This window comes from Armatimonas sp. (assembly GCF_031410135.1).
Taxonomy (GTDB): domain Bacteria; phylum Armatimonadota; class Armatimonadia; order Armatimonadales; family Armatimonadaceae; genus Armatimonas.
Window position 1 is genome coordinate 1 of record NZ_JANNYP010000439.1, and the last position, 10619, is coordinate 10619.

A 10619-nucleotide genomic window follows, 5' to 3' on the forward strand; every position below is an offset into this window, starting at 1 on the left:
TGGCTCATCAAGCGGGCCTGGATACCGACGTGGCTATCGCCCATGTCGCCCTCTATTTCGGCTTTAGGCACGAGCGCGGCAACAGAGTCAAGAACCACCAGCGCGATGGCATTGGAGCGAATCAGCGCATCTACAATCTCAAGTGCCTCTTCGCCTGTGCCGGGTTGGGAGATCAACAGGGTATCCAAGTTGATCCCTAATGCCTTGAAGTAGATCGGATCCACCGCGTGCTCAACATCCACATAGGCGCAGATTCCGCCCTGCTTCTGGGCCTCGGCAACGATGTGCGCCGCCACAGTGGTCTTACCCGACGACTCAGCACCGTAGATCTCGATGATACGTCCCTTGGGAATTCCACCAACTCCCAATGCCAGATCCAGAGCGAGTGCTCCGGTGGGAATGGACTCAATGGGCTCGATGGTCTTTTCCCCAAGCCGACTAATTGCGCCTTTACCAAACTGTTTCTCGATCTGCGCGAGGGCAATATCGAGCGCCTTTTCCTTATCCATCACAAACTCCTTACCGTCGCCCCGCTATCCGCGGGGGCTTTCTACGGTTAAAACGGTCCAAAGACCGCGATTCTGATAAAATCCGTTAGATTTTTTTATTTATCAGAAATTTGGCTTGAAGCTCCAGGTGCCACGCGTGTCGTACGTCGCCCCTTCCGGCCCCAAAAAACTCTCAATGAGGGTCAAGCGTTGCGCCCACTGCACGCCGCAGTCCGTGAGTGCCTCGGCCTGCATGGCGGCCCGGAGCGACTCACTCTCTTCTTTTACTCGCCCTAGCGTGATATGCGGCACGAGCCCCCCGTGCTTGGGCGCTCCCAGCGGCTCCATCCACGGCTCCACAGCCTCCACCAGCAGTTTCCACTCCTCGGAGCCCTCACTGATACCGGCCCAGAGGGTCTTGAGTGGCCCCTTCTTTGGGAAGTAACTCGCACCGGCAACCTGAATCCGGAAATCAGCGCGGGGTGGCACGAGAAAATCGCAAGCCTCGATTACGCCAGGCAAGGACGACTCTGCAACCTCACCCAGAAACTGGACGGTAAGGTGGAAGTTCTCCGGCTCGACCCAGCGCACTTTGGCGTCCGGCGCACGCTCCTGTACGCGCCGCTGGAGTGCGCTCAGCGCATCCGCAAGTTCTGGTTCGAGTTCAATGGCAAGAAATAATCGCATGGCAAACTAATGTTCTATACTATACCCTATCTTTCTACAAACTCACGGGAAATAGGGCAAAGCGGAAAAGAAAATAAAAAGAATTTTCGGGCCATCTCCCTGCCGCTGAGACGGCTTCCCTCTTCCCCCGATGCTCGCAAGCTCGCGGAAAGAGGGACTGTGTTGTTAGGGCAGCAGATCGGCGACGAGGATGCTGGCAGTGGTGCTGAAGAGCGGGGAGATCGTGTCTGTCTCAGTGTAGGTTTGCAGGCTTCGATAGCCGCTGGGGCCGGGCTGACGGCGGATTTCGACCGTGCGTTCATTGAGATTGATGATCCAGTAATCCTCGATCCCTGCCGCCGCATAGATCGGGGCTTTGACGGTCTGGTCGTACTCCAGTGTGGTGTCGGAGACCTCGATCACAAGAGCCGCCGTGGTCGGGTGGGAGTCAGTATAGTCACGTGGCTGGCCGAAGACGATGGCAATGTCTGGCTCAGGAACGCTGTTGCTCAGGCGCAAAGGCAACTGGCAAAGAATATGATAGCCCTCACCGCTCCAGCGCATTGCAATGGGCAGGATCAGGCTTACGGCCAGACGATGGGCAGGTTTCTGGGGCATAATTTCGACTAACTCTTCTTCAATGAGTTCTAAACGCTTGTCAGGAGGAAAGCCACCCAGCGCGACGACGCGCTCGTAGTCCTCGACGCTCCAACGAATTAGCGGACGTGACTCCCGGATGAATTTTTCTAAAGTGACATTCATACGGCTATTTTATCCGATCAGTTGCTTGCGGAGCATGTCCAGCGCGGTCTGGGTGGCGCGCCAGCGTACGTCGGCGCGCTGGCCGGGGAAGATGTTCTTGGTGAGCTCGGTGCCCTCTGGCCCCGCAACCGCGATGTAGACCAAGCCGACGGGTTTCTCGTCGCTGCCGCCCCCCGGCCCGGCGATCCCGGTGACACCGATGCCAAAGTCGGCCTGCCCGAGGTCACGCACGCGCTCGGCCATCGCTTTGGCCACCTCCGGCGAGACCGCACCCAATGCCCCGATCAGGGCGCGGGGGATACCAAGAAGCCCCATCTTGCTCTCGTTGGCGTAGGTGACGACGCCAGTGTGAAAGACGCTCGATGAGCCGGAGATCGCGGTAATGCGCTGCGCCAGCCAGCCGCCCGTGCAGCTCTCGGCGGTGGCGACCGTCTTGCCCTGCGCCTCCAGCAGTCGCACCACTACTTCCTCTAATGTCTGGTCGTCCTCACCGTAGATCACGCTCCCCAGCCGCGTCTTGATCTCGTTGGCGACCGGCGCGATCAGCGCCTCGGCCTCTTCTGCACTCGCGGCCTTTGCGGTCACCCTTAAATGCACCTCGGCGGGCTTGGCGTAGGGCGCGACACTCGGGTTCGCGGCGGCCATGAGGTCGGCGGTCTTCTCCTCGGCGACCGACTCGCCCATGCCAACGATGCGTAGCGTCCGCGAGCGAATCACGCTCCCACTCGACCCGCCGATTCGGGGGAGAATCTCGGTGTCCACCATCGGGACGAACTCATTGGGCGGGCCGGGTAGCGCGACCACGGTCTTGCCATCTTTCTCCACCCACAGCCCCGGCGCGGTGCCGTTGGCGTTGGGGATGGGCACGCCGCCGGTGGGGACATCGGCCTGTAAGAAGATGGCATCGCTGGTGGTGTAGCCACGCTTCTCAAACCACGCAGTCAAAAGCGCCACGAGCACCGGGTCGCGCACCAGCGGGGCATCCAGCGCCGCCGCGATCACCATGCGCGTCAGGTCGTCGCCCGTCGGCCCCAGCCCTCCGATACAAAACACGATATCCGACCGTGAGAGCGCCAGTGTCAGTGCCGCCGTCGCACGCTCCAGGTTATCCCCCACCGTCGCCCGGTTGTAGACGCTCACCCCGCATTGGGAGAGCTTCTGCGCCAGATACGCCGCGTCGGTGTCCACGATCTGCCCGAGGAGAAGCTCGGTACCGAAGGAAATAATCTCTGCTGTCATAGGGAGATGATACCCGGACTGGCCTACACGGAACGCGGCAAGCCAGGATGGAAATCATCCGGCTATGGGGCCTTCGGCCGCCTCCTCGTTCCTCGTCGGTAAATGGATGCGGCGTTTGGGATTCGGGGGGGGGCCGTAGGGTTGATCGTAGACACCGACGCAGCGGCTTGCCCTACCCATAGCCCGGAGGTTTACCATCCGGGGAATCGAACCCACCCGCCTCGTCCCTCGGCACCCTCCCTTGAATCAAGGGAGGGTGGACGAAGTGAGGAACGAACGGAGGCCGGGTGGGTTCAAGGGGATGGGCTATGAAGAGGCTTAAGCGCGGCGGCGGCGGCGCAGGGCGAGACCTGCAACGCCTCCTAGGCCCATCAGGACAAAGGGAGTCGGTTCTGGGGCAGCCACCAGAAAGCCCCGAATCTCTCCACCAGGCGCAAAAGTGGAATGGACATTCAGGTACGCCCGCCCTCCTGCAAAGGAGGATTGTAGGAGAACGAAGGCACCAGGAGCTGTCCCACCGCCGAGTGTCAAAAAGGCTGGTGTGAAGGAGCTTGTGAGACTCATATCGATAGCGCCACTATCGTAGGTACCACTGGTAACCCCCGCAGGGAAACCAGGGAAAGTCCCAGGGTAACTGGCAACTCCCACCGTACCTGTGAAGGCAACAGCAGTGGGCGCGTGGATGTGCGCGACGGTCGTGGTTCCAGTAAGCCCGGTAAAAGTCACTTGAACACGCATCGTATTGAGCACATCATCCACGGTCACGATGGTAAAACCAGTACCCGCAGAGACAACGGGGGGTGCTTCGGAAGCCCCGTTCAGTACAGCGGTGTAGACCTTGATCGCCGCCTGAGCCGGGATAGTGACGAGTGCGAGTGTGGCAGTGAGAACGAGAGCCTTAAAGAGAGTTTTCACGGATTATTTTCCTTTTTGTCGTAGCGAGAGAGGCAAGCAAAAGCCCTCCCCAGTGGTCTATCGTTTGACAAAGGCAAAAAGTTGGAAATGCCCCTGTTGTTTTGCGAGCGGGTAAAGTAGAGCTATGTTTCTGCCACAGCCACGCTACTTTCCACCTGACAAGGGCCGCTATTCCACCACGCCTGATCTCAAGCCCCTCGGCACCGACTATGGCAACGGGCGGCTCGATGAGGTCGCGTTTCAGTTCGACGAACACACGCCGCAGTTCTTAGCCAATAAGCAAGGGCGTGTTGCGCTTACGGATAGCTTTGCTGAGATCGAAGCGCCCGTGGTGGCTGCGCTGAGTGCACGCCTTGCCACTGAGTGGCCGGAGCGAGCGTTTGTGGCGACGGACTTCAACCACTTCTGCCAGAGTGTCTGTGAGGACATCGCGATTGTCCGGCGCAGCCCCGAGCGCGGCGACTGGAACGCGGCAATGCACATCAGCACCCCGAGCCACTGGGCACCCGAGGAGAAGATTGGGCAGAACTACGCCACCACCCACGCGCCGGTGCCAGGTACGGAGAGAAGCCGCGCCGCCGCAAGCTCGCTGGTAGACATCATGGTCAATCGTGGCCCGTTTGTGCGCTTCACCTGGGGGCTCGCCTTCGATGACCGCCTCGACTGCCACCCACGCCACGGGAAGACGCCCTTCGACGGTGAGAACCTCTGGTTTCGCACCGAGCGCCAGATTCTGATCCCACTCCCGGAGCTCAACGCCGCGATCTTTCTGATCCGCCTGCACCTCTACCCGGCTAGCACCGTCCCTAGGGAGCCGCTCCGGATCGCGCTTGAGAGCATGTCCCCGGAGGCTCGTGCCTACAAAGGGCTCGCCGACGACTGGGAGAGAGTAGTGAGCTGGCTTCGGACCGCGGCCATGTCCACACTTCCGACCCAGCGGGTAACTTCTTGACCGTCCGCAAACAATAAGAGCGCCGGGATCGCCAGCACCTCGTAGCGCACCGCAGCGGGCAGCTCTTCGTCCACGTTGAGCGTAAAAACTCGCAGCCTGCCCTGTCGCTCCTGCGCCAGCGCCTCTAGCTGCGGAGCCAAGCGCAGGCAGGCGCTGCACCGCGCCGCCCAAAACTCCACCAGCACTGGCAAGGGCGACTCCAACACGTCCTCGTCGAACGCATCGCAGTTGGTCGCCTCCGCACCGCCAGGCCAGTGCGCAATAAATCCCGTTTCGTCCATAGCAATAAAATACCCCCTCTCCCGTTATCGGGCGAGGGGGCAGGGGGTGAGGGAAACAGACTACTTAGGGATGGGCATTCCCATGCTGGTGTAGGCATCCTCAATGGCCTTGATGTCCTCAAGCGCCAGCTTGTTCTTGGGATCCAGCGCCTTGGCCTTGCGGAGGGTCGCCAGAGCCTGCGGGTAGCGCTGGCGCGGTGGCACCGCCTGATCCAGCATCTGACCGTGTCCAAGCTCCGCCATTGCCTGAGCTGCGGCAAGCTTCAGCTTTGCATCCTTGGGCTTCTTGGCAAGCGCAGCGGAAGCAGCGTCGGACTTGGCCTTGAGAGAAGCAACACTGGGGCCTTTGGGGGCTTCAGGAGCCTTAGGAGCATCGGGCTTCGGCGCTTCCGTAGTCTTTGGTGCGGTCCAGCTCTTGGGCTTGGGCTCCGGGTCGGGGCCAACATCCACGCCCGCCTTCTTAGCCTCGGCGGCATCATCGAAGCCTTCAAAAGTCAGGTTGTGCATCTTGTAGTAGAGCGCACGGTAGCCCAGCTTGGGCGGTGCGGGTGCATGGCAGTAGTTACACTTCTTGCCTTCTTTTTCGGCGAACGGGGGCTTAGCCTGGGCTCCGCTGAGCATCAGCGCAAGGGCAACGCCACTTAAAGCAACACGGGTAATAGAACGAATCACGATTGAAAACCTCCCAAACAGTTGTGTTTGATTTTAATTCAGTAGACGATTCGGCAAAGCTTTAGTTCATTCCTGCACGAGTCGCTAAAATCGTCACCCTGCCGATTAGAACGGCAGGGCTGGAGAGCCTTTGGCTACAAAGGGCGTGCCGCCCATACCGAATCTCGAATATGGCCCGAAGCGGCCTTCGTAGCTTTAGCTCTCTCGTCCCCTCGTTCTAATCGGGGGGATTAAAATCGTCGCCCGAGTCCAATGGTCAGGCCGCTGGGGTGGACGCCTTGCGTGCCGGGTCGGTAGCTGTAGCCTGCCTCGATCAGCGTGCCATCCGAGAAGTCTTTCCCCACAAAAAACCGAGAGCCCAGCCCAATGCCCGTGCTACTTCGAGCGGCCTCGACGCGGGTGGCGTAGAGACCAAGTCCCATGCCGTAGAAGAAACGATCTCGCGAAGTCCCCTTGCCCTTGAGGGAAGTGGAGGTCATGCGCACAGACATGCCCAGACCGAAGCTATTGACACGCGCCCCCGCACGATCTCCCGAGAGAAGATCCACAAACCAGCCGCCGTTGGGCAGGTGCAGACGCTCAGGTGGGCTTTCGTCTTTGTTGGTAAAGTCAAGATCTTCTCCGACGTTAAGATGCGTTAAATCATAGTTGGAATAGGTAAGCCCAAGAGCGGGACTACCTGCGGTGCGAACCAGCTTGTTCTCGCCGTAGAGCCCCTGAATCGTGAGCTGCTGCATCTTAGGGAGTATGAGATCAATTCCCTCTTTTTCTTTTTTCTTTTTCTCTTTCTTGCTGCCCTCTTGCGCCCCAGCTTCCGAAGAAAGGAAAGTCAGAAGAGTGAGTAGGGACACTCCGAGTGTCATAGTGCTTCGTTTCATGATGGCTTTAGACAACGCTTCTGTTGAAAAAGTTGTGACGAAAATCCGAAACCAAGCGAAATCGCAAGCACTCTATGCATGGTAGAATGCCCTTGGCTCCCCCGAGGACTCCCCCAAGATATCGTATGCACCTCCCTCCTATTAGCCGACGTATCGTCGGACAAGTGCTCATTGATGCCGCTCTGGTCATAGCGGCTAACTTTGCCTCGTTTGTTCTCAAGTACGGCCCGCCGGTCTTGCACCTCAGCGATCCGCATCTGCATACGCTTCTGCTCACCCTGCCCATTCTGATTGGCCTGCGGGTCAGCGCTTTTGGGCTCTTTCGGCTCTACCGTATCCGCTGGCGCTACATGTCGGTGCACGATCTCAAGACCGTGGCAGGGGCGACGACGCTCTCAACCTTGCTTTTCTATGGTTTTCTCGTGGTGATGGGCTACGGAGCGCCGCCAACTTACTCCTGGACCATGCAGGTCATAGACTGGATCGTGACCATCTGCCTGCTCTCGGGGGTTCGGATCAGCTACCGACTCTGGTCGGACAAAACATTGGAAGCGCCACTGCGTACCCGTCAGCGTGCTCTGATCGTGGGAGCAGGCGATGCCGGTGAGGCCGTGGCGCGCGACTTGCTACGCCGCCCCGCCGATGGCATTATCCCTATTGGCTTCGTGGACGATGAGCCGAGGCGGCGCGGAACTCGTATTCATGGCCTGCCCGTGCTGGGCACCACGCAGGATATTGCCGCGCTGGCACAAAAAGTCGGGGTAGAGCTGATCCTGATTGCCATTCCCCGTGCGGCAGGCAAGACGATACGGGATATTGTCGCCCGATGTGAAGCTGTCCCGGCACGACTGTGCCTGGTGCCAGGTCTCACCGACCTGATTGAGGGCAGTAGCGCCACAGGAATCTCCTCGCTGACCTCTATTCGCGCCATCAAGATCGAGGATCTCCTGCGCCGAGAGCCGGTTCAGACGGACATGGCGGAGATCGCGGGCTATCTGAGTGGGCAGCGCGTTCTAGTAACCGGCGCAGGGGGCAGCATTGGAAGCGAGCTCTGCCGCCAGATCGCCGGGCTGAATCCGGCGCGCTTGCTGCTGCTCGGGCGCGGGGAGAACTCCATCTTTGAGATCGAACAGGAGCTGATCCGCGACTTTGGCATCGCGCCTACCGCGATTATCGCTGATGTCAAAGACCGGGATCGCCTAGAGGAAGTATTTCTGGCCGAGCGCCCAACCGTGGTCTTTCATGCAGCGGCCCACAAGCACGTGCCGCTAATGGAGACCAGCCCGAGTGAGGCCATTAAGAACAACGTGCTGGGCACCCGCAATGTCGCCGAGGTCGCCGCCGCGTGTGGGGTGCGCAAGCTGGTCTATGTCTCCACGGATAAAGCCGTCAACCCCGAGAGTGTGATGGGCGCGACAAAGCGCATCGGCGAGCAGATCGTCTCCAGCCTTGCACACCAGCACCACAGCACCGAGTTTGCCATCGTGCGCTTTGGCAATGTTCTGGGCTCGCGAGGCTCCGTGGTACCCACGATGCAAAAGCAGATCGCACGGGGCGGCCCGGTGACCGTCACCGATCCCAACATGACTCGCTACTTCATGACTATCCCCGAGGCGGTGCAGCTGATCTTGCAAGCGGGTGCCATGGGCAAGCACGGCGAGACGTTCTTACTGGACATGGGCGAGCCCGTACGGATTCTCGACCTAGCACGCGATCTTATCCGCCTCTCCGGCCTGCGCCCCGATGTGGACATCAAGATCGAGTTTACGGGGGTGCGCCCCGGCGAGAAGATCAACGAGGAGCTGCACTACGCCAGTGAGGCCCGCCGCCCGACCGCGCACACCAAGATCTGCGTGAGCGAGAGCGATGCTGCGCCGCCTCTGCTACTCAGCGCCGTGGACCGCTTAATCCGGCTGGCCTGCGAGGGCGAGCGCGATCGCCTGCGTGATGAGATCCTGAAAGTGGCACGCGGAGAGGTGGCAGGCGGGGAGCCGATCTTTGCCAGCGGCACGGTGCGCGTGTGACCGATAACGCCCTGCCTCCCGGCCCACGCGATGAGATCATCGCCCCCGGTGATCCCATCTATGCCCGCCTCGCGGATGCAGCCCGGCGTGGCCTGCTCCCCGGCTGGCAACCCGTGGACTTTCTGCGCTCCGACCGCCTTTTTACCCGCCGTGAGCTTGCGCCTCTGCTGGCAAAGCTTCCGGTCAAAACCGAGTTTGTGGCCTTAGGGAACGCTCCCCGTGCTTTCGCTTCCGGAGCGGGCTGGCAGGTGCAGGCCACCAAAGACGGCATCACCGCTGCCGAGGTAAGCACAGACTGGCAGGGCTGGAGCTTTGCCGCAGGACGACGCTCTCTGCGTTGGGGGCCGGGCTGGACGGGCGGGATGCTCTTCTCCGATGCCACCGCACCGCTGGATCGCGTCAGTGTCACGAAAAACTTCGGCAAGCTCACGTTTGAGCAGTTCTATGGCCAGTTCTTCGAGCCTAATGACCCCACAGCCCCCATGGAGTCGTCTAGTGGGACACGTCGCCACTTGGCAGGTCGCCGCCTCACCCTCCAGAGCGAAGGCCCCTGGCAGATTTCCGCAGGTGAAGCAATCAAAGCCCTCCGGCTCCCCGACCCCGGTCTTGCTGCCGTCCTTCCCTGGTATGTCTACGAGCATGACTGGACTGTCGGAGGCACCGGGCGCTGGCTTGGCCTGCCGCGCTCCACGGCCTACCGCAACTCCCACTGGCTTAACTACATGGCCGATCTCAGTGTCTCCTACACCCCCAAAAACGGCACCCGCTTCTACGGCGAATATCTCCTAGACGACATCAAAGCGCCCTCGTTTTTAGGCGGTGTCGAGTCAACCCCGCAGCGCTCTGGACTGCTACTCGGAGCCGCCGCCTCGCGCGGGCCGCTCTCGTGGCGTGCTGAGGTAATGGACACGAACCGGCGCACCTACAGAAGCGATATCAAGGCCGATGCCTGGCAGCGCGGCGACTCCCCACTCGGTCATGCAGCTGGCCCCAATGCCCATGTTCTCTTTGCTCGCACGGACTATAAAGTCAACGCAAAGCTCTCACTGGCTGTTGAGGCGGAGCAGCGCCGTCGCCGCGACACCAGCCAGCCCGGCCCGACAAACCTCAATCGTGTCACGCTCTTTGCCGCGACAACACTCACCCCACAAGCCTACGCCACGGCTCGCTTAGAGCGCGATAGCCTGCGCCTCACTCTCGGATGGATGCCGTAACCCTCACCGTCCGGGATCGGGCGGGGCGGCCTCTGCGCGACTGCCCCCTGCGCGTCACGCTTCAGCTTTCCGGCTGGCGGTGCCACTTCGATGGCTCGCAAGTCCCCTGCTACGAGCGGATTCAGAGATGCGTGCGCACCAATGCACGGGGCGAGGCAAGAGTCGAGCTAGGCTTTGCGTTTGAGGGAAGCTGGAAAGCAAGGCTTGCCTCAGGCGATGCGGAGCTACTCGCTCTCACCCAAAGCGAAGACACGCTCACCGTCTTTGAGCCGCCAGATCGCACTCTCTCAGACGGCACGCCGCTCTGGGGGCCGACAAGTACAAAACAAAACGGCCCTGTAGGGCTGGTGATGATGGGCTTTGATGCCTCGAACGCCTTTACTGCCGCACAGATGATGCAGCTCATGGCCCCCGCAACGGATCGGCTGCGTGCGATGGGAGGCAGCGTTGCCATCCTTCGCTTCCCCAACTCCCAACTCCTGCCCGAGGCGCTCGCCCCACGGGCGCGGATGGCCTGCTGCGCCCGTG

Annotated in this window: 12 protein-coding genes; 4 read left to right on the plus strand and 8 right to left on the minus strand. The window is 60.7% G+C overall.

Going from position 1 to position 10619, the window contains the following annotated elements; genetic code table 11:
* The 5 genes from RMO15_RS16130 to RMO15_RS16150 all read right to left on the minus strand — a co-directional run.
* A partial coding sequence (locus RMO15_RS16130; RefSeq protein ID WP_309714470.1) for an ATPase domain-containing protein occupies positions 1-509 on the minus strand: 509 nt, incomplete at its 3' end.
* Between the two features lie 102 nt (positions 510-611).
* Entirely contained in the window at positions 612-1175 is a 564-nt protein-coding gene (thpR, locus tag RMO15_RS16135; protein ID WP_309714471.1) for an RNA 2',3'-cyclic phosphodiesterase, read from the minus strand.
* A gap of 165 nt (positions 1176-1340) precedes the next feature.
* On the minus strand, positions 1341-1916 hold the full coding sequence (locus RMO15_RS16140; RefSeq protein WP_309714472.1) for a Uma2 family endonuclease: 576 nt from the start codon (positions 1914-1916) through the stop codon (positions 1341-1343).
* A 9-nt stretch (positions 1917-1925) separates the two neighbouring features.
* A complete protein-coding gene (locus RMO15_RS16145; protein ID WP_309714473.1) occupies positions 1926-3155 on the minus strand; it encodes a competence/damage-inducible protein A in 1230 nt (409 codons plus the stop codon).
* 318 nt (positions 3156-3473) lie between these two features.
* Complete coding sequence (locus RMO15_RS16150; protein ID WP_309714474.1) at positions 3474-4070, minus strand: CHRD domain-containing protein; 597 nt, start codon at positions 4068-4070, stop codon at positions 3474-3476.
* Positions 4071-4194: 124 nt separating this feature from the next.
* On the opposite strand from RMO15_RS16150, the gene RMO15_RS16155 reads away from it, so the two are divergent.
* Complete coding sequence (locus tag RMO15_RS16155; RefSeq protein WP_309714475.1) at positions 4195-5022, plus strand: heme-dependent oxidative N-demethylase subunit alpha family protein; 828 nt, start codon at positions 4195-4197, stop codon at positions 5020-5022.
* On the opposite strand, the gene RMO15_RS16160 is transcribed toward RMO15_RS16155, so the two are convergent.
* The 3 genes from RMO15_RS16160 to RMO15_RS16170 all read right to left on the minus strand — a co-directional run bounded on the left by RMO15_RS16160 (position 4929) and on the right by RMO15_RS16170 (position 6853).
* Positions 4929-5303: a thioredoxin domain-containing protein gene (locus RMO15_RS16160; protein ID WP_309714476.1), complete on the minus strand. Its 375-nt coding sequence runs from the start codon at positions 5301-5303 to the stop codon at positions 4929-4931. The genes RMO15_RS16155 and RMO15_RS16160 overlap by 94 nt on opposite strands.
* A 60-nt stretch (positions 5304-5363) precedes the next feature.
* Positions 5364-5975 carry a hypothetical protein gene (locus RMO15_RS16165; protein WP_309714477.1) on the minus strand — a complete coding sequence of 204 codons (612 nt, stop codon included), beginning with the start codon at positions 5973-5975 and terminating at the stop codon, positions 5364-5366.
* A 230-nt stretch (positions 5976-6205) separates the two neighbouring features.
* Complete coding sequence (locus RMO15_RS16170; protein ID WP_309714478.1) at positions 6206-6853, minus strand: hypothetical protein; 648 nt, start codon at positions 6851-6853, stop codon at positions 6206-6208.
* Between the two features lie 125 nt (positions 6854-6978).
* On the opposite strand from RMO15_RS16170, the gene RMO15_RS16175 reads away from it, so the two are divergent.
* The 3 genes from RMO15_RS16175 to RMO15_RS16185 all read left to right on the plus strand — a co-directional run.
* Complete coding sequence (locus RMO15_RS16175; RefSeq protein ID WP_309714479.1) at positions 6979-8877, plus strand: nucleoside-diphosphate sugar epimerase/dehydratase; 1899 nt, start codon at positions 6979-6981, stop codon at positions 8875-8877.
* Positions 8874-10091 carry a capsule assembly Wzi family protein gene (locus RMO15_RS16180; protein WP_309714480.1) on the plus strand — a complete coding sequence of 406 codons (1218 nt, stop codon included), beginning with the start codon at positions 8874-8876 and terminating at the stop codon, positions 10089-10091. Before RMO15_RS16175 ends, RMO15_RS16180 begins: the two co-directional genes overlap by 4 nt.
* Positions 10079-10619: hypothetical protein (locus RMO15_RS16185; RefSeq protein WP_309714481.1), on the plus strand; the 541-nt coding region annotated here is incomplete at its 3' end. The genes RMO15_RS16180 and RMO15_RS16185, both read left to right, overlap by 13 nt.